This window comes from Parablautia sp. Marseille-Q6255 (assembly GCF_951230155.1).
Classification (GTDB): Bacteria; Bacillota; Clostridia; order Lachnospirales; family Lachnospiraceae; genus Choladousia.
In genome coordinates this window covers 147,715-167,419 of sequence record NZ_CATNVD010000009.1, presented here as the reverse complement: position 1 = coordinate 167,419, position 19,705 = coordinate 147,715, and the positions used below count along the sequence as shown (strand labels likewise).

Sequence of the window (19,705 nt, the reverse complement as noted above, 5' to 3'; positions counted from 1 at the left end):
GTACATCCTTTCTCCCATGAACATCACAGGAAGAGGATAACCGGAAATAAGTCTTTCATAAAGCCTTAATGAAAAACAAGCTTCCGGAAGTGCGAAGAAGAACCGGAAGTTACTTTTACATTTCTCGTGAAAAATTTTTTTCAAAAAATCAAAAAAAGTACTTGCATTCCTGAAAAAGATCCCATCTTTGACAGTTAGAAAAAGAAAAAATCGCTGTATCCCTCATGTTTACTGGGGTATAGCGATTTTTTCCGTTGTTACGGACTTTAGTATTTTATTCTTTCCCTTTACTTTTTTTCTGGATATTTCTCATCTTACTTTTTGTTATGAACTGATAATCTGTTCGGAAACCGCAGACATCATGAAGAGCATCCGTAATTCTTTCCCGTTTGTATAAAGGAATAAATCCCTGTTCCTGTATTCCGGCGAAATTCATTTCTTTTAGAGCATCTAATAATTCTTCACATGTATATTTAGCATTCAGTTTTTTCTCAAGGAAACGGTATATGGTCAATGCAAGAAAACAGATTAGAAAATGTGCTTTGATCCGGTTTTCATCCTGTAAATAGACAGGTCTTGCAGAAAAATCTGTTTTCATAATCCGGAAACATTCTTCTATCTGCCATCTTCCTTCACTTACCTTTAAAATATCATTGACTTCGTCATCCAAAAGATCTGTGCATACTGCGTAAAAGCCATCATACTGGGATTCTTCGGAAATCTTGGCTTCATCCAGATAATGCTTTACATCAGCAGCTTCTCCTTCTTCTGTTACAGCGATCGTTCCGATGTAACGTGCTGGATCATTTGGATTTTTGCGGTTCTTTTTTGTGCTTCCTGAATCCAGCATCTTTTGTGCCCGCTCGATCTGTTTGTCTCGAATAGATTTTTGGTAAAGGGCATATTTAGGAGAATAGGTAATGATCAGGCGCTGATGCAGCTTCTTTGTGGTGTAGGGCTCGTCTTTATAATAAAGTCCTTTGTCATCTTCGGGTAGTTTTGTGATATCAACAGGGGTTCCGTCTGATACTTTTTTAAATCCCTGTAAATTTAATGCCCATTCCTTTTCTTCTTTCTTCAGCTTTTTGATGGACTGGGTTACGATATAAGCCCGTTCTCCCATGTGATTGTACTCTCGGATTGATTCAGAGCCGAGCCCGGCATCGCTACAATAAATAAATTTCTGACAACCAAAATCTCCAAGGACTTTCTTTTCTAACGGTTTGAGAGAGGTCTGCTCGTTTGCATTTCCCGGAAAAAGAGAAAAAGCCAGGGGGATCCCATCTCCATCCATAAACAATCCCATTTGGATGATTGGGTTTGGCCTGTGTTCTTTACTTTTGCCGTACTTTTTATTTTCATCTTCTTGTTCAATTTCAAAGTAATAATTCGAGCAGTCATAATAAAGGATCTTATCATTTCTTTTTCCAAGGAAGTGGGAGTTTTTATAAACCTCAGACTGAATAAGATCACATTCCGTACCAAGTACATCCAATGCCCGGTAAACATCATGAAGCTCGTAGGATGGTTTTTCTAAGAATTCAGATGCAACTTTGTAAGAAGAACGTTTGCTGCAAGGTTCTAAGATTCTTGCATAAATCAGATCCGAAAGGATCGCATTGATATCATACTTGAATTTATATTTATGTTTCAATTTCCGACAGATTTTATTCATTTGTAGTTGATAATAAATGGATTGGAGAAACAGATAGCCACCACGGAAGAAGGCCTGCTTGCCATAATCTAAGTGTCTATCCGCATGGAATGGTATCAATACTGTCTGTGCTTCTTTTTCCTTTTTATATTTTTCAGTTTCTATTTTCACTTCATTTTTCGCCCATGCAATGACATCATCTCTTGTAGGTCCATGTTCAGGCAAAAGTTGTTCTAAGGTTCCCAGCTTGCGGACAATAGCTGAAGTAGTGCTGCCATTTGCTTTTGTATAAGATTTGCAGATATAAAAGGACTCTGCATTTTTTGATTTTGTTATATGAAGATTCATCTGTCATCCCTCCTCCCTTATTATATCATACAATAACATAAAATAACAGATATAAAATCAAAAAAATTGACATAAAAAAAGCAGGTTTTATGCGACCTGTGAGTACTTTTTCCGATATTCAACTGTCAAACTCCCGAAAAATTTTTTTCAAAAAATCAAAAAAAGTACTTGCATTCCTGAAAAAGATATGGTATCATTCTTCTTGCGTTGAACGAAGGGCTATCGCCAAACGGTAAGGCAACGGACTCTGACTCCGTCATTTCAAGGTTCGAATCCTTGTAGCCCTGCTTGGGAGTATCCAGAAGGATACTCCTTTTTTTGATATCAGAAAGACTTTCTTATATTGCAAAACTGCAACATACATCAATCATTGTATAAAAATCCCTCTGTCTACAGATACTATTTCCAGAAATGGAAAGTACCAAACCGGAACTGATGGAGGAATTTTTATTATGAAAGCTACTGGAATTGTGAGAAGGATTGATGACCTTGGCCGCGTCGTCATCCCTAAGGAAATACGAAGAACCCTGCGCATCCGGGAAAGTGACCCGCTTGAGATCTTTACGGACCGCGAAGGTGAGATCATATTAAAAAAATACTCCCCGATCGGGGAGCTTGGAAGCTTTGCCAAAGAATATGCCGAAGCTCTGGCTGCCGCCTCCGGGCACAGTGTGTATATCACAGACCGGGATCAGGTGATCGCCGCTGCAGGCGGTACCCGCAAGGATGCGGTAGGCACTCCAGTCACAGGACAGCTCGAAGCAGTCATGAACGAACGGGAGAACATCATATCTGATGCGCAGTCAGGGACTCATGTCCGGATCACCAGTGAGGACGCTCAGGAAGCGTTTCCCCAGGTCATCACGCCCATCCTGTGCGAAGGAGACGTCATTGGCTCTGTCATTCTGCGCGGCAAAGATACCTCACATAAAATGGGGGAAACCGAACAGGTACTGGCAAAATGCGCTGCGGGCTTTATGGGACGGCAGATGGAGCAGTGATTCTGGTGCAGGCGCAGCGTGCACAGTCTCTTTTGCACGCTACGCCCATTCCGTTTTCCATCACAGCGGATACCTTCGCCGTATTTTTTCACCATTTCAGATCTTCGGAAGGTTCCAGCGATACCGCGCCGCCAGAAAACGGATCAGCATCACTGCGCCTCCGCCCAGGATCATGCAGTGCAGATCCGGCATATACGGAAGCAGCAGTACATAAATCATTGCTCCGGCAAGCGAAGCGACGGCATAAACATGCTTTACCAAAATATACGGCATATTTCCCGCCATAACATCACGCAGCATACCGCCGCCAACTCCCGTAAGCACACCGACAAATACCATCAGAAACCGGTTATCTGCAAATCCGGCATTGACTGCATTATGGCTTCCGACTACAGTAAAGATCCCAAGACCGATCGTATCTCCTATCAGAAGCAGACGGTCATACGCCTCATGTACCCCATGTCCCCTCTCTATGGTGCGCGTCAGCGTCCGCCATACGATATGCCCCTGCCCGCGCAGCCGCGCCCGCTCACGAAGAAAAACAATCACAAACAGCAAGGTAGATGCGATCACTGCAGTAAGAGCGTACGTATAATTTCGAAACATCGCCGGAGGATTCGCGCCAAGGATCAGATCTCTGATCAGCCCGCCCCCGACTGCAGTTGTCACACCGAGCACATTTACTCCAAAAAGATCCATCCTCTTCTGGATCGCTGTCATCGCTCCTGATATAGCAAACGCCACTGTTCCTACGATTTCCATTAAATAAATGATAACATCTGAATATTCCATTCCCGCTCCCCGATTCCCAATTCTTTTAAACTATATTTATGTATCTTACACCATTTACAGTCGACGAACAAGATTTTTTTCTTTCCTTCTGCATCAGCGCAAAGCGCTGCCCGCCTTGCCACAGATCCCAAAATCTGCTAAAATAATTTTGGTTATACAGGCGTCAGAGCATTGTGATGCCATATGCCAAAATAGCAGAAAGGAGCGGGGAAACCTGATAAAAAATGAAAAGACAGGACCAAAAAACAGAAGATACCTGGAATATGCAGGATTTGTACGAAACAGAGGAGCTGTTTGCACAGGATGCGGACAAGCTTGAACAAATGATGGAGGAATTCTCCAGCCTGGAGGGCACGCTTGCACAGGGCGTCACGCAGGCTGCCGCTGCCATGAAGCTGTACGAAGACATGAGTTTTCTGTATGAAAAGCTGCATGTATACGCAAATCAGAAATACCATGAAGATACTGCCAACGCAAAATACCAGAAAATGAGCGGAGAAATGCAGATCCTAGAAACACGCCTCGGCCAGTCCACTTCATGGCTGGAACCGGAGCTTTTATCCTTGCCGGAAGAGCTCCTGAACACCTACATCGACGCTCCGAAGCTTCTGGCGTACCGCCGTTTTCTCTCCCGGATCGCACGCAAACGGGTACACGTGCTCGATGCCCGGGCAGAAGCACTGATGTCACGTATCGGAGAGCTCGGACAGGCTCCCTCCAATATTTATTCTATGTTTAATAACGCAGATCTGCGTTTCCCGGATATAGAGGACAGCGAAGGAAAAACACATCCTCTGACACACGGAATGTATATTTCCTATATGGAAAGCAAGGATCGGACGCTGCGCAAACATGCGTTTGACGCGCTGCACTCCTCCTATCGGCAGTTTCAGAATACGCTGGCTTCTATCTACTATGCAAATGCAAAGCAGGCAGACTTTTTTGCAAAAGAACGCCATTATGAGAATGCAATGGAAGCAGCTCTCGATGCCAGTGCGATCCCGGTCAGCGTTTACCACAATCTGATCCACACGATCCACCGCGCGCTTCCCGAGATGCACCGTTATGTCCGGCTGCGTAAAAAGTTCCTTCGCGTGCCGGAGCTGCATATGTATGACGTATACGCGCCCATGGTAGACCGCCCGGACAAAGCGTACTCTTTTGAGGAAGCCAAGCAGACCGTTAAGCGCGGGCTTGCTCCACTTGGAGAGGATTATCTTGCCCTTCTCCAGGAAGGCTTTGACAATCGCTGGATCGATGTGTACGAAAACGAAGGCAAGCGCACCGGCGCTTATTCCTGGGGCGCATACGGTACACATCCTTACGTACTGCTGAACTACAACAGTACACTGAAAAACGTATTTACACTGGCTCATGAAATGGGACATGCGCTGCATTCCTGGTACTCTGACCATGCGCAGAATTATCTGAACGCCGGATACCGCATCTTCGTGGCAGAGGTCGCTTCCACCTGCAACGAAGCGCTTTTGATCCATGACCTGATGAACCGGACGCAGGATGAAACAGAGAAAAAATACCTGATCAATTATTTTCTGGATCAGTTTAAGTCAACCATGTTCCGCCAGACGATGTTTGCAGAATTTGAAATGCTTACACACGGCATCGTAGAAAAGGGCGGTATGCTCACTGCCGAGCAGCTTTGCAGCATCTATCTGGATCTGAATAAAAAATACTTTGGCGAAGACATGATCTCAGATCCGGAGATCGCCTATGAGTGGGCGCGCATTCCGCATTTTTACACACCGTTTTACGTATATCAGTACGCAACCGGCTTTGCCGCCGCCATCGCGATCAGCAGCAAGATCCTGGCCGGCGAACCAGGCATCGTAGAAAAATACAAACAGTTCTTAAGCGGAGGATGTTCCAAGGATCCGATCGACCTGCTGAAGATCTGCGGTGTAGATATGTCCGCACCGGAACCGGTAGAAGCAGCCCTTCAGGTATTTTCTGAATACCTCGATAAACTGGAAGCAGAATAAAAATTTTTTAAGCACCAAAAAAATAAATCCATTGGCAGACGTTCCCAGAGCGCCCGATGGATTTATTTTTATTCCTGTATTTATTTTTGAAAAGTTAATTTGCCCGACTTCCTTCAGATTCCACCTTACGATGGACACCCTTGTCATTGGCTGTATCCTTCCCACTACTAAGGCAGATCAGGGACTTTTACCCATTTTAATAAATGGTTATCAAATATTTAATTCTGAAAAGTTAATTTCAAGATCATCGAAAATTCCGACCTTGACGGTATCGGAAAAGGTATAGTTTTCGTAAAGGTCTTTTTCAAACTCGTAAACCATAATCATATTTTTACTCTTATCCACAATCCAGTATTCGCGTACGCCTGCTGTACAATACAAAAACAGTTTTTTGCCGTAATCCATGTTACGTGTGGACGGTGATACAATCTCAATTATCAGATCAGGCGCGCCTTTGCAGCCTTCCTCTGCGAGCTTAGATCCGTCACAGACAACCATAAGATCAGGTTCTAAATAGTTTTTATTGTTTTCACTCAAAAATACGGCGTATGGAGCAAAGCGGACTTTGCATTTTCCACCTTTTGAGTTAATATAGTTCCCGATTTTTAAATATAAGTCGCCCAGAATAGCCTGATGCGAGTCAGACGGTGCTGCCTGATAGTAAATCTGACCGTCAATCAGTTCGGCTCTGACGTTTTCCGGTAAGGCCAGAATATCCTCTATCGTACAGTTTTTTTCCTGTGGTAATGCCATGCAAATACCTCCCTGCATTTATGATAAAATTGTCAGCTTTTAAAGAGCAACTGTGTTGTTACTTGTAACACGGTCAAAAAATTGTCTTTTTTCTTATTTTACCATATCTGTGAATGATTCCGCAACGCTCCAATCCTTAAATTACCCGGATAACCCGGTTTACCGTACTGCGTGATAAGCCTGTACTGCGTACGATGTCAGCGACCTTCATTCCGCCTTGATAAAGCAGTCTTACGTTTTTTGTATATTCCTTTTGCTTGGAATGTCTGCCTCCTGATCTGCTACGGGCTTTTGTGCCTGCCAAACCTTCTTTCGTCCTCTGGCTGATAAGATCGCGCTCCAGTTTACTTTGCGCAGACATGATCGTGAGAAGAAAAGCATTACAGGGCGAGATATAAGCAGCAGATCGGAGACTGCTATCGCAATAGAAGGGGCATTAAATGGGCAAGTAACACCGAGTAACACCAAAATGCTACAAAAAATGCAAAATAAAAATGCCCTGAAAACTGCGTAATCAGGACATTTCTATACATAAAATATGAAGCTGATGACGGGAATCGAACCCGTGACCTCCTCACTACCAATGAGGTGCGCTACCGACTGTGCCACATCAGCAAAACAGATTTACTACGGTTTATAATTCTAGCATAAGTCCTCTGGAATGTCAAACAAAAAGTACATATTATCTGCGGCATATTACCTGCGGCACGTTTTTTCCGCGCCGCAGAAGAATGCTTATTTTTCCAGCTGTGTCTGCGCCCCTATCCGGCTTGCCGCGAACACGAACAGTCCGCTGCTGACCAGCGACGTCGCCACAGTGACCATATCGACCGGACTTTCAAACAGGAATACGACGATCGCTGCGTCTGCCATAGCCAAGATCAGCCCTGCCCATCCCAGAAGGACAGCCCGCATAAGGCTTTGTCTGTTTGGCGCCGCACCCTTTAATCCAAAGATCCCGCCTGCCAGATTACAAAGTCCGAGAAGGAAAGTCGCAATGATCGTGTAAATATCCAGCCCGGTCAGAGGCGCCGCATCGGCGCCTGAAAAACCGCCCTGAGCCAGGCTAAGAAGGATCATCCCCACAAGCCCCAGACCTGAGACACTTCCAAGAATCTTAAATAAGGACAGAAGCTTAAGCAATAACTTCATATCTACCGCTCCTCTCTGAAGTACGGCAATCCCAATCCTGCCGGAGGCTGATTTTCTTTTTTCTTTCTAAAGCTCGTGATTACAAGCACGATGATCGTTACGAGATACGGAAGCGCTTTAAATACCTCCTGCATGCTTCTCCCAAGCCCCGGAATATACAGATAGAGAATATACAGCGCTCCAAAGAGGATCGCGCCCCAGATCGCATTGAGCGGCTTCCACATCGCAAAGATAACGAGTGCGACTGCCAGCCAGCCTCTGTCTCCAAACCCATTGTCAGTCCATGTTCCGCCGGAATATTCCATGACAAAGTACAGACCGCCCAGTCCTGCGATCCCTGCTCCGATACAGGTGGACAAATATTTATACTTTGTGACATTGATGCCTGCCGCGTCCGCTGTCCCCGGATTTTCTCCTACTGCGCGCAGATTCAGACCGCAGCGTGTCTTAAAGAGGAAGAAGGAAAGGATCACTGCTGCGATAATGCCCACGTACGTCAAAAATCCATAAGAAAACAGGACAGGACCAAGGACCGGGATATCTGAGAGCACCGGGATCTTCGCCGTATAGGCTCCCGCTGTCGTACTGACAGAGATCTGTCCGACACCGCCTGCCAGCTTGGAGATAGAACCGCCGAAAAAGTTTCCAAAACCTGTACCGAAAATCGTCAGCGCGAGTCCCGTCACGTTCTGGTTCGCACGAAGGGTGATCGTCAGGACGCTGTAGATCAGTCCGCCGATCAGTGCACAGGCAAAAGCACACAAAAGCGATATGAGCATGCCGACTACAGGATTTGGCGTCTGTGCGCTCTTCTCATAAAAAAAGGCGCCCATCAGACCGGCAATACCGCCCATATACATGATACCAGGAATACCAAGGTTCAGGTTTCCGGATTTTTCTGTCAGGATTTCGCCGAGAGCTCCAAACAGGATTCCCATGCCCTGAACAATTGCTTTTTGTATAAAAATAATAAGTACGCTCATTGCATTTTCCTCCTATTTCCGATTTCTCTCTACTTTATAATTGACAAAAAACTCCGCTCCCAAAATGAAAAACAGGATGATGCCAAGCAAAACGTCTGATGCGTTCTCATTCAGGCTGTACTGAGAAGCGATCTGGATCGCTCCCTTTTCCATAAATACGATCCCGAAAGCGATCAGCACCATTGCCAGTGTATTGAACTTTGCCAGCCAGGCAACAATGATCGCCGTAAAGCCGCGTCCTCCTGCTGTAGAAGTGGAGATCGTATGCCCGGAACCACTGACAAGGATAAACCCTGCTACGCCGCAGATCGCGCCGGACAGCGCCATGGTAGAAAGCATGACCTTCTTTACATTGATCCCGGCATAGCGTGCTGTCCGCTCACTCTCACCGACAACAGCCACCTCATAGCCGTGCTTGGAAAATTTCAGATAAATAAACATAAAGATAACAAGTGATCCTACGATCACGATATTCCAGAAATAATCATTTCCGAACATCTCCGGCAGCCAGCCCGCACGTGTCTGCTGATTGATGATGCCGACCGTATTGGATCCCTTCGGATTTTCCCAGAACACAATACAAAATGTCACCACCTGCATGGCTACGTAGTTCAGCATCAGCGTAAAGAGCGTCTCATTCGTCTTCCATTTTGCTTTAAAGAACGTCGGGATCAGTCCCCATACCAGTCCTCCGATGGCACTTGCCGCGATCATCAGGAGGATCAAAACGACATTTGGCACCTTATCTGCAAGATTGATCATCAAAGCCGCTGATGCCAGTCCCCCGATCAGGATCTGTCCTTCTGCTCCGATATTCCAGAAGCGCATTTTAAATGCCGGCGCCAGACCGACTGCGATACAAAGAAGCGTCAGCATATCGCGCACAGTGATCCAGATACGCCGTTTGCTGCCAAGCGCTCCGTCAAAGATCGCCTTATATACGTCGATCGGGTTCATGCGGACCAGCAGATAGATCACACCTGCACATGCGACAAGCGACAGCAGGATCGCTGCTGTATAGATCAGTATCCTCTTTCCGATCCCGATGGATTCTCTTTTTGACATTCGGAAAAATGGTTCCTTATTCACCGTCCGTACCTCCTTCTGCCTGCTGCGTCATCAGCACGCCCAGTTCCTCCTTCTTTGCCGTGCGTCCATCCACAACGCCTGTGATCTTTCCGCCGCACAGCACTACGATCCTGTCGCACAGCTCCATCAGTACATCAAGATCCTCGATCACACAGATTACCGCGATCCCCTTCTTTTTCTGTTCATTGAGCAGATGGTAGATCGTATAAGAGGAATTAATGTCAATCCCGCGCGTCGGATAGGCAACCATCAGCACCTTTGGCTTCTGTGCGATCTCGCGCCCGACAAGTACCTTCTGAACGTTGCCGCCTGACATCCTTCCGACCGGCGCTGAGATACTCGGGGTCACGATCTCCAGCTGATTTTTGATCTTCGCTGCGAGCTTACCCGGCGTCTTTCGATCCAGAAATTCTGATTTTCCTCTCCGATAGCTCCTCAGCATCATATTATCCGTCATATTCATCGAGCTGACGAGTCCCATACCGAGCCGGTCCTCCGGCACGAAGGCAAGGCGTACACCCAGCTTGCGGATCTTCGCCACATCCAGATTCGTGATATTTTTGGGATCCTTGTCATCCGGATAAAACGTGATCGAACCTTCCGATACCGGCTCCAGGCCCGCAATCGCCTCAAGCAGCTCTTTCTGTCCGCTTCCGGCGATTCCTGCGATACCGAGGATCTCTCCTCCATAGATCGAGAGCGTCGCAGCTTCCAGCTTCCTGATCCCGTCCTTCGTTGTGCACGTCACGCCGCGAAGATCCAGACGTTTTTTACGGTTCTGCGGCTCGGGACGCTCAATATTCAGATCCACCTTTGCACCGACCATCATCTCGGTCAGAGACGCTACCGTCGCATCCTTCGTCTCTACTGTATCAATGTAATGTCCCTTGCGCAAAATTGATACACGGTCAGAAACTGCCAGCACCTCCTGCAGCTTATGTGTGATCAGCAGGATGGAGCAGCCATCCTCTTTCATATTGCGCAGCACCTCAAACAGACGCTCCGACTCCTGCGGCGTCAGCACTGCCGTCGGCTCATCCAGTATCAGGATACGCGCTCCTCTGTAGAGCATTTTGACGATCTCCACTGTCTGTTTCTGTGAGACTGACATTTTATAAATCTTCTGTGTCGGATCAATATCAAATCCGTATTTTGCAGCAAGCGCATTGATGTCCGCAACGACCTTCTTCATATCGATCACCTGTTTTCCCGGAAGACCGAGTACGATATTTTCCGCTGCTGTCAGAATATCGACCAGTTTGAAATGCTGATGCACCATGCCGATACCAAGATCAAAAGAATCCTTTGGCGAACGGATCTTTACCTCCCGTCCGTCAACTGTGATCCTTCCCTCCTCCGGATAATAGATACCGGAGATCATATTCATCAGCGTGGTCTTTCCGCTCCCGTTCTCTCCAAGCACGCAGAGGATCTCTCCCTTTCGCACGGACAGATTTATCTTATCGTTCGCAACGACACTGCCAAACCGCTTCGTAATGTTCTGCAATTCTATTGCATACGTCTGTTCCATAGCCTTTTCCTCTCTTCCCTGTAAAATAATCCCAGACGGCAGACCGCAACATGATACAAGGGTGCTGTATCGGATTTTCACACAGCTGTGATGAAAGCCTCCGGTCCCAACACCCTCGTCTGTCTTTGTATTTCTGTTGTCCTTACTCTACGATAGAGGTAATTCCGTCAATAGCGATATCAAATGCCGGAGCGGAAGCAAACTCTGACTCATGGAAATATCCGTCAGAGATATACTCAATGTCATTCTTTACATATGTATCAAGCGTCTCGCCATCCACAGTCCATGTAGAAGTGTCAAATACCTTCAGAGAACCATCGATGATCGCAGCCTCTACCTCTGCAACCTTCTCTGCTGTGCCCTCTGCTACGACACCCTCGTTCAGCTCTGTGATCCTGTCTGCGCCCTCTGCAAAGCCACGGCACCAGTCTGTCTCGATCGCTGTTCCGTCAATCACAGACTGCACTGCATAAGTATAGTACGGACCCCAGTTGATGGATGCGGATGTAAGTGCCTGTGTCGGAGCTGTCTCGATCATGGAGATATTGTAGCCCACGCACGGTACGCCTGCTGCCTCACATGCAGTCGGAGCGCCTGTTGTATCTGCGTGCTGGCTGATCAGGACACAGCCATCCGCGATCAGAGCCTCTGCACACTCTTTTTCGAGGTCAAAGCTTGCCCAGCTGTTTGTATACTTTACTTCCATCGTTGCTTCCGGGCATACGCTTCTTACACCAAGGAAAAAGGATGTGTAACCGGAAATCACCTCTGCATACGGGAATGCGCCGACATAACCAACCTTCAGCTGATCCTTCGTAAGCGTACCCTCTTCCACCATCTCATTGAGCTTCATGCCTGCTACCACACCGGATACATAACGTGACTCATAGATAGAGGTGAAATAATTGTGCATATTTGCAAGGCCGCTCGTGCTTGCCTGATAACCAGTAGCATGGCAGAACTCTACATCCGGATACTCAGCCGCAGCTTCCAGTACGTATGTCTCGTGTCCAAAGCTGTTTGCAAAAATAATCTGGCAGCCCTGGTCTGCAAGGTCGTACGCTGCGTCCGCACACGCCTCATCCTCGCCGATCAGCGTCTTCTCGATGATCTGGGAATCGTCCAGTCCGAGCGCTTCCTGCATCTCGTCAATACCTGCCATATGAGCCGCTGTGTAACCTTCGTTCTCATCGCCGATATAGATCGCACCCACCTTCAGATCCTCAACTGCAACGGGTGTGCCTTCCTTTGCACTTACGCCGACTGCCGCCATAGAAACCGCCATCGCTGCTGTCATTGACAAAGCCAGTAACTTCCTGATTTTCATTTCCTTCTTCCTCCTATTTGTCTTCAGATGATTTACGCGGAGCCCTCACGGACTCCGCATAAAGCTACCCTACCAATGTATAATATTTTCTGGAATGTGTCAATTCCTTCCGGGGTGTTTTCGGGAGATTTTGACCGAAATTTCTCAAAATCTCTCCTCTTTTGTCAACCCCTGCTCTTTTCTAAAAATAATTGAATCTGGAAGTCGGGGACTTCGTATCCCAGTAATACAGCTTGCCGCTGTCGTATCTTCTCTTTCCTACCTTCTTGTTCGTTGCCACATATACGTAGTATTTCTTCTTCGGAGAGAATTTCTTGCCCTTCAGCTTGCTGATCGTAACAGAAGAAGTGTTCTTTCCTACTGTCTTTACTTTCTTGTAGCCCTTCTTCGGCTTCGTGGAGACGTATACTGTATATCCTGTCGCGCCGGATACCTTCTTCCACTTGACCGTAAGCTTATTTCCGGAAACAGATGCCTTCGTCATACGCGGCTGTGTAAAGAAGTATGCCGGATCTGACCATGCTCCCACATACTGCTTGCCATTGATCGTTGTATAAGCGCGCACCTTTGCAGAATATACCATATTGTTGGATATCTTCTGCGCCTGGAACTGAGGCTGCATGCTGTTATACGTGGTCTTTCCCTGTCTGAACTTCTTGCCATTGCTCTTGTAAACGATCCACTCATATCCATCAGCGCCGGCCTGTCTGTCCCATATCGCGTCAAAGCTCTTAGTGAAATACCACCATGATTTCTGCCGAAGCCCTGTCACTTTGCCCGGAAGCGTCTTGGCATCATACTTGGTGCCTGCTGTGCTGGTATATACCTTGCTGTACCCCTGGTAATCGTACTCTACCTTTACATACTTTTCACTGCCGGCCGGAAGCCCGCTGATCGTTGCGCTCGTGGCAGATGCCGGAAGCGTCGCGTACAGCTTTGCTGTGGAATAGCTCTCACCTACGTACACACGGTAACGAAGTGCTTTGCTTCCCGGTGTCCACTGGATCGTGATTGAGTTCTGTGTCGCCCCTGTCTGGCTTACGCTCGCTGATGCCTTTACCCCCGGCACTGCTACAAATGCAAATGCTACCATCAGAAAGCTTAAAAGAAACCGTTTCAAACTTTTTTTCATAGCCTTTCTCCTTTTCCTGGTCAATTTTGGTAGGGTGATCATTCCTTACACCTTCCCCGATCTGCCTGATATTTTCCGGGCTTTTCAGGTCTGTTTATTATACCATTTTTTCCCTGATCCGTAAATAAAATCCATCTGTACAAACGGCCTTTTTTCTTATCTTTTTTTATCTTTTCTAGCAGCTCAGTTATACGCGAACCTGCAAAATCCTGTCTTTTTCATATACTTCCCAATGGCTATTGACTTTCAGGAATATAAGTGATAGTATCTGCATATACTTAATGTAGTTTTAAAAACTACATATCGTTTTATATGTATTTCGAGCTTGGGAGGTGCAAGATTTATGACAATTACAATTCGTGAACCCGGCAGTGCGATCACACATTTTATCGGTATGATGCTCGCACTCATCGCTTCTGCTCCACTGCTGGCAAAAGCAGCAGTCGACTACGGGAGCACAGGGATTTTTGCCATGTCTGTCTTTATGACAAGCATGATCCTGCTGTATGGCGCAAGTACCTTATACCACTCTGTCAACGTAAGCGGGCGCAGACTCAAAGTGTTTCGCAAAATCGACCATATGATGATCTTTGTGCTGATCGCCGGATCCTATACGCCTGTCTGCCTGCTCGTTCTGGAACCGCAGTCCGGGCATGCGCTGCTGATCGCCGTGTGGGCCATCGCCGCTATCGGCATCCTCGTAAAAGCCCTCTGGATCACCTGTCCGAAATGGTTTTCTTCTATTTTATATATTGCGCTCGGATGGGCCTGTCTGTCCGTCTTTGGTGAGCTGATCCATACGCTGGCCGGGCCTGCCTTTTTCTGGCTGCTCGCAGGCGGTATCCTGTATACTGTCGGAGGCGTCATCTATGCATTAAAGCTTCCGGTATTTAATGCGATCCATAAAAATTTTGGCTCGCATGAGATCTTTCATCTGTTCGTGATGGGAGGAAGCATCTGCCACTTTATCTGCATGTATCAGTATGTAATATAAACCGGCTGCTGCAAACTGCTTCTCCCGGCAGCTTTTTGATGTACCGTCTCTGTTTTACTGACTGTATTTCACGATCACCAGCTCCACTGCCAGACTGTCTGTCAGGCGGCCGGTCTTGACTGCCTCCTCCGCCTCCACGCAGTCCTTTACTGCCCGGACCAGCTCTTTCATCTCAAAATGCGCTGCCTGAGAAAGGCTCTTCTTTACGATAAACGGCGCAATGCCTGCCTTAGAAGCAATCTCCTGCGCCTGATATCCTCTCTCCCTCAGGTCCTTTATCTGCAGCATCTGGTTAAACTGGCGGGCGATCAGGAACAAAATCCGCATCGGCGGCTCCTTCAGAGAAAGCAGGTCATAGTAAAGATCGAGTGCCTGCTTTTGTTTTTTTTCTGCCACGGCACGGATCATGTCAAACACACGGCTCTCTGTCGTCACCGTGCAGATCGCTTCGACATCCTCCCGGTCTATCGTCTCCTGTCCATATGTATACGTCAGCAGCTTTTCCATCTCGTTTCCGATATTTTCCATATCGTTTCCTGCCTTTTCGAGAAACACAGCAAGCGCATCCCGCGAAATACTCCGTTTTTCCTTTTTCAGCATCCCGAGCACCCAGGTCTGCAACGTCCGCTCATCCTGACGTCCAAGCTCCACAGCTCTCCCCTTCTTCTGAACTGCCTTAAAAAGCTTTCCTCTCTTATCTACCTCTTTTTCCACAAAAATCAGGACAGTCTCTTCCGGGATCTGCGGTATATACTGCGCAAGCTCCGGACTGGCGTTTTTGAAGCATCCGCTCTGCTCCACAAGAATCACCCGGTGATCAGCAAAAAAAGGCAGTGTCTCTGCCTGATCGATCACCTGACGCACATCCAGCCCTTTCCCCTCAAATACAGAAAAATTCATCGTATCTCCATCCGGCAGGATCGCCTGCCGGAGTCTGTTTTTATACTGGTTTTTCAGATAGTCTTCCTCACCGAACAAAAGATAGACCGGTTTAAAGCTCCCGGTTTTGATGTCTTCATTCAGATTTTTCATTTCTGCGAATCCTTTCGTTCCCGTTTCTTTTTTGTCATCAGTCCGCCAATACGCCCCGTCTCCTTCGCCGAGAGCGATTTCCATCCCGATTCCCGCACCTTTTCAAGAAGCCCCAGCTCTTCTGCGATCTCATACTTCATCTGATCATCCGGACTTAGCTGTTCCCATTGCAGGTTTTTCTTTTCTGACATATCATACTCCTTTCACACGGCGGGCTCCTGCCCGCCTCACATTCGGAGTATGACCTCTTTTCTTACAATTATTCATATGAAAAGAACATCTGTCAAGCAGATTTCCCTGATCATAGAGCCGCTGCGGCATCCATACCGCAGCAAGAACGCAGAATGCCACGCCAACATGCAAAAGTCACGTCTCACCCCGTCTTTTCTTCCTCCTGCTCTTCTTCTGTAAATTGCAGCGTAACGTCACCGACTCCACTGTCAATCCTTACTTCTTTCCCGGCATTATTATCTACTCTGGCATCACTGCCAAGCTCATAATATTCCTGCGTGCCAATACACACCGTCCCTACTCCATTGTCGATATCATAATCAAAATCGCTTTCCTCACCGTAAAGCATGACCTGTGCGCTCCCTACTCCTCCATCTATTTCCAGCCGCTCCGTAATATCTGCCCGCAGCTGAATATCACCGACGCCACAGTCGATCTCCATACGCTCGCACCGGATCATTCCCTCTCGCATGGTCAGATCCCCCGTCCCCAGATCAAGCTGTATCCGTTCTGTCAGCTGATCCCGGGGAATCCGTATTTCCAGCCTTGCAGTCCGGGTATGGGGAACGATCATCTGTAAAAAAGACCAAAACCCCTGCCGAAAACCAATTTTGAGTGTATCCCCTCTCTGCTGGCAGGAAAAATAAGGCGGCAGATCATACCCGGTCACACGCCATTCATCCGATTCAGACGGAAGGATCACACAGTCTGCTTTTCCCATATCCAGCTTCAGCGATTCAATCTGAGCATACCTGCTGTCAAAATCTTTCCCTTCGGATCCGGTCACATTTGCGATCTCCTCTATTTCCGCTTTCCAGTGCCCGGGAGCGACCAGACGGATCCTCCCGCTTTTATATACCTCCTGAAAGTCTGACATCTCAAAGCCAATACAAACGCTCACAATGCCAAATGCCGCACCAAAAATCGTAAACACGAAAGCCAGCACAAGCAGTACTCTGGTTGACTTTTTCATCTCCCCTCACCTCCTCTGCCAGGCAGCCTGCGAGTCATACTGCGAACCAGCCCCAGGATCCATCCACAGCATCCCCGTATGAAGCTTGTTCCAAATCCAAGCAGTCCGGGGACTGCTGTCGTACACCCCCACTTCAGCAATATCACCGCAAGCATTGCCCCTGCCAGAGCAAAAAATCCGAAGCAGATGCTCATCAGAGCTACTGGCGTCAGAGACAGATTCGCTACACCGGTAACGATCAGACTGATTCCGAGAATGACCAGCGCCACCGCTGCAGCCGCGCCTCCCGCCACCAGTCCGAGCAGTCCTGCAAACACTCCAAATATCGCCCCTGCCACACCTGCAATGACAGAAAATCCCGCAGAAAGGAGCGTCCCTGCTGCCGGAAGTCCGAAAAAGATAAATAGAAGGAGGAAAAGCAGTCCGTTGTGCCTGTTCTCACTCTCCTTCTGTGTGTGCTCTGCCTTCCTTTCTTCCGACCTGTTTTTCTGTTTCCTTTGTCCCTGTCCCCGTACACACCGCCTGACAAGTCCTGTATAAAGATCCGGAACCCGGTTTTTCTCATCAAAACGCCGGTCATAATAGCCTCTGTCTGTGTATTCTCCGCCTTCCATACTTCCATTCAGACTGCTTTTCAGTTCCGCCGCAGCCTTTTCCAGACTTCCTATACTCTCCAGCACTTCCTGTTCGTGCTCTGCTCCCGCCTCCTCAAAACAGCCGCGATAGTAGGCAAGCGCTTCCTCCCTTTCTTCCTCCGGTATATCCAGAAGCAGAAACTCCAGCTCTTTTAAAAAATAGTCTTTACTCATCTGTCTCCCTCCGACACACTTTTACCCTCAAGTATCGCAGATATTTTTGTACAATAACGCTTCCACTCTTCCTGGTACAGCAAAAGCTGTGCTCTGCCCTTTTGTGTCACCTTATAATATCTGCGATTTCTCCCCCCATATTCCTGGTCGTATACGGTCAGGCAATCATCCTTTTGCAGTCTGCGCAGCACCGGATACAGCGTTGATTCTGAGACCTCCAGCACGCTGCGCACCTCCTGCGTGATCTTGTAGCCGTACGTCCCTTCCGGTTCCCGCGATACAACTGACAGAACAACTGCATCAAGCAGCGCTGCTCCTGTATTAAATACCATGACTTCTCTCCTGCATTTATAATATTATTTATTCTTTTATATTATATTCTATATAATATTATTCTATGACTAATTTGTCAATATCTTTTATGCCTCTGCAGAAGATACTATAACATCATAGGCATATCGAAACAATAAGAAGCACCCATTTGTGGCTGTACTTCTTCCCACAAACGGATGCCTCTGCCGACATACCTGTCGTAAACTGCCCTGACCCTCCTGGTCAGTACAACGCCCTGTATCTGTTTTTCTTATCTGCTTTGTGCCGCTACCCACTGATAAAGATTTACTTCACTTCCATCTACTGTTACCGGTTTGCCATCATAATCTGTCGTGCACATATTTTCCAGAGAATAAATCCATGCAAAATGGCCACCATAAGGATTGCCATACTCCGGATCAAAAATTTCTTCGTACTTAGTAAAGTGGACATTGTCAGCGCCTGCCGCCTGCAGTCTCTCATATAGCGGGATTGCTGTTTCATTAATGTCAACTAACGGATCAGCCGTACAATGTACAAACCATGTGGGAACAGAGGCGATTGCCGCAACCTCTTCATCAGTGATCCATTCACTCTTATAAGCTTCACATACCGGGAAAATAGCTGCAAACGTATCTGGATATTCAATTGCCAGCTTCACTGTCATATATCCGCCATTGGAGCATCCTCCAAGATAAATACGGTTCGGATCAATAACAGCGCGTTCTGCTGTAAAAGAATCGATCAGCGCTTTCAGAGTAGTCGTATACATGCTGTTTCCATCTGTTGTCATTTCTCCATTTCCATTATCCATCCACACCGTTTCACACTGCGGCATCAAAATATATGCACCGCCAAAAATATCCTGAACCTCATCTGTCACGAAATTTGTCACCTTCATCCCGCCTGTGACAAAACCAATATCCGTTCCGCCACTGCCTGCACCATGCAGCCATACAACTAACGGATGAGCTTCCCCATCATCTTCTGGTTCATAAAATGCGTATGGCACATCCGTCTCTCCTTCAGTAAATACAGCATCCTGGAACAATGCCTCATCCGGATGATATACCGTATTCAGCTCATCCCAGCTCTCACCCGTCTGAGTATTTGTGATAGTGTACTGACAGTCTGCCCATGATTTCAATGCTGAACTAAAAGAATCCGGATCTGTATAATACGGCGATGCCAGAGCCAGATCTGCAGTTACAGCCATGTCTAAAGTAACATAGTCTCCTGCGACATCACATTTCCCTTCCGCATCAGAACGGTATGCCGCTGTAACAGCACGCTCTCCAGCTCCCAGAAGCGTTTCCCGTGTATCGTAGCGTTCTACCGAAACTATGTAGCTGTCCGTATCCATGTAGTCCGCTTCTGTGCTGAAATCGACCGGAATAATCGCTTTACTGTAGCTTGATCCCCAGCCATACACATTCTGGATCAGAGAATACGTGCCGCCTCCTTCCTCTGCGAAAGCAGCAGAAGCGCACAACGAGAGAGCTGCCGCCATACCAAGGGCGGATAAATACATTTTTTTCATTTTATTTCGCTCCAATCTTCAGATTTCTGTTCTGAGGCCTCGTTCAGTAACT

19 protein-coding genes and 2 tRNA genes are annotated in these 19,705 nt (G+C 47.3%); 4 read left to right on the top strand and 17 right to left on the bottom strand.

Annotated features, from left to right (window positions below):
- Positions 1-274: 274 nt before the first annotated feature.
- Positions 275-2,002: an IS1634 family transposase gene (locus tag QOX44_RS08575; RefSeq protein ID WP_283681748.1), complete on the bottom strand. Its 1,728-nt coding sequence runs from the start codon at positions 2,000-2,002 to the stop codon at positions 275-277.
- Between the two features lie 215 nt (positions 2,003-2,217).
- Between QOX44_RS08575 and QOX44_RS08570 the strand changes: the two genes are divergently transcribed.
- Together QOX44_RS08570 and spoVT are read left to right on the top strand one after the other, a co-directional pair.
- Positions 2,218-2,289, top strand: a tRNA-Gln gene (locus tag QOX44_RS08570).
- Positions 2,290-2,454: 165 nt separating this feature from the next.
- Positions 2,455-3,003, top strand: a complete 549-nt coding sequence (gene spoVT / locus QOX44_RS08565; RefSeq protein WP_283682649.1) for a stage V sporulation protein T — start codon at positions 2,455-2,457, stop codon at positions 3,001-3,003.
- A 96-nt stretch (positions 3,004-3,099) separates the two neighbouring features.
- Here spoVT and QOX44_RS08560 read toward each other — a convergent pair whose 3' ends face one another.
- Complete coding sequence (locus tag QOX44_RS08560; RefSeq protein WP_283682648.1) at positions 3,100-3,795, bottom strand: trimeric intracellular cation channel family protein; 696 nt, start codon at positions 3,793-3,795, stop codon at positions 3,100-3,102.
- A gap of 224 nt (positions 3,796-4,019) precedes the next feature.
- Between QOX44_RS08560 and pepF the strand changes: the two genes are divergently transcribed.
- Positions 4,020-5,795 carry an oligoendopeptidase F gene (gene pepF / locus QOX44_RS08555; RefSeq protein ID WP_283682647.1) on the top strand — a complete coding sequence of 592 codons (1,776 nt, stop codon included), beginning with the start codon at positions 4,020-4,022 and terminating at the stop codon, positions 5,793-5,795.
- A 210-nt stretch (positions 5,796-6,005) separates the two neighbouring features.
- Here pepF and QOX44_RS08550 read toward each other — a convergent pair whose 3' ends face one another.
- From QOX44_RS08550 to QOX44_RS08510, 9 genes are all read right to left on the bottom strand, one after another.
- A complete protein-coding gene (locus tag QOX44_RS08550) occupies positions 6,006-6,548 on the bottom strand; it encodes a Uma2 family endonuclease (protein WP_283682646.1) in 543 nt (180 codons plus the stop codon).
- Between the two features lie 136 nt (positions 6,549-6,684).
- Complete coding sequence (locus tag QOX44_RS18215; RefSeq protein ID WP_283682645.1) at positions 6,685-6,909, bottom strand: helix-turn-helix domain-containing protein; 225 nt, start codon at positions 6,907-6,909, stop codon at positions 6,685-6,687.
- Between the two features lie 181 nt (positions 6,910-7,090).
- Positions 7,091-7,163: transfer RNA gene (locus tag QOX44_RS08540), tRNA-Thr, on the bottom strand.
- A gap of 120 nt (positions 7,164-7,283) precedes the next feature.
- Positions 7,284-7,700: a hypothetical protein gene (locus tag QOX44_RS08535; RefSeq protein WP_283682643.1), complete on the bottom strand. Its 417-nt coding sequence runs from the start codon at positions 7,698-7,700 to the stop codon at positions 7,284-7,286.
- Positions 7,701-7,702: 2 nt separating this feature from the next.
- Positions 7,703-8,683, bottom strand: a complete 981-nt coding sequence (locus QOX44_RS08530) for an ABC transporter permease (RefSeq protein WP_283682642.1) — start codon at positions 8,681-8,683, stop codon at positions 7,703-7,705.
- Between the two features lie 12 nt (positions 8,684-8,695).
- Positions 8,696-9,748 carry an ABC transporter permease gene (locus tag QOX44_RS08525; RefSeq protein WP_283682658.1) on the bottom strand — a complete coding sequence of 351 codons (1,053 nt, stop codon included), beginning with the start codon at positions 9,746-9,748 and terminating at the stop codon, positions 8,696-8,698.
- Between the two features lie 16 nt (positions 9,749-9,764).
- A complete protein-coding gene (locus QOX44_RS08520) occupies positions 9,765-11,303 on the bottom strand; it encodes an ABC transporter ATP-binding protein (RefSeq protein ID WP_283682641.1) in 1,539 nt (512 codons plus the stop codon).
- A gap of 142 nt (positions 11,304-11,445) precedes the next feature.
- The gene (locus QOX44_RS08515) at positions 11,446-12,630 is read right to left on the bottom strand and encodes a BMP family ABC transporter substrate-binding protein (RefSeq protein WP_283682639.1); all 1,185 of its coding nucleotides are present in this window, start codon (positions 12,628-12,630) and stop codon (positions 11,446-11,448) included.
- A 181-nt stretch (positions 12,631-12,811) separates the two neighbouring features.
- Complete coding sequence (locus tag QOX44_RS08510; protein ID WP_283682638.1) at positions 12,812-13,762, bottom strand: hypothetical protein; 951 nt, start codon at positions 13,760-13,762, stop codon at positions 12,812-12,814.
- Between the two features lie 343 nt (positions 13,763-14,105).
- On the opposite strand from QOX44_RS08510, the gene trhA reads away from it, so the two are divergent.
- The gene (trhA, locus tag QOX44_RS08505; protein ID WP_283682637.1) at positions 14,106-14,756 is read left to right on the top strand and encodes a PAQR family membrane homeostasis protein TrhA; all 651 of its coding nucleotides are present in this window, start codon (positions 14,106-14,108) and stop codon (positions 14,754-14,756) included.
- A 54-nt stretch (positions 14,757-14,810) separates the two neighbouring features.
- Here trhA and holA read toward each other — a convergent pair whose 3' ends face one another.
- From holA to QOX44_RS08475, 6 genes are all read right to left on the bottom strand, one after another.
- Positions 14,811-15,788, bottom strand: coding sequence for a DNA polymerase III subunit delta (gene holA, locus QOX44_RS08500; RefSeq protein WP_283682636.1), 978 nt, complete (start codon positions 15,786-15,788; stop codon positions 14,811-14,813).
- A complete protein-coding gene (locus QOX44_RS08495; protein ID WP_283682635.1) occupies positions 15,785-15,979 on the bottom strand; it encodes a small, acid-soluble spore protein, alpha/beta type in 195 nt (64 codons plus the stop codon). The genes holA and QOX44_RS08495 overlap by 4 nt, the downstream gene beginning before the upstream one ends.
- 182 nt (positions 15,980-16,161) lie before the next feature.
- Positions 16,162-16,992, bottom strand: a complete 831-nt coding sequence (locus tag QOX44_RS08490; protein WP_283682633.1) for a DUF4097 family beta strand repeat-containing protein — start codon at positions 16,990-16,992, stop codon at positions 16,162-16,164.
- Positions 16,989-17,801, bottom strand: coding sequence for an HAAS signaling domain-containing protein (locus tag QOX44_RS08485; RefSeq protein WP_283682632.1), 813 nt, complete (start codon positions 17,799-17,801; stop codon positions 16,989-16,991). The genes QOX44_RS08490 and QOX44_RS08485 overlap by 4 nt, the downstream gene beginning before the upstream one ends.
- The gene (locus QOX44_RS08480) at positions 17,798-18,133 is read right to left on the bottom strand and encodes a PadR family transcriptional regulator (protein WP_283682631.1); all 336 of its coding nucleotides are present in this window, start codon (positions 18,131-18,133) and stop codon (positions 17,798-17,800) included. The genes QOX44_RS08485 and QOX44_RS08480 overlap by 4 nt, the downstream gene beginning before the upstream one ends.
- A gap of 251 nt (positions 18,134-18,384) precedes the next feature.
- Positions 18,385-19,653 (bottom strand): prolyl oligopeptidase family serine peptidase, encoded by a 1,269-nt coding sequence (locus QOX44_RS08475; RefSeq protein WP_283682630.1) that lies wholly within the window; start codon positions 19,651-19,653, stop codon positions 18,385-18,387.
- Positions 19,654-19,705: the final 52 nt, after the last annotated feature.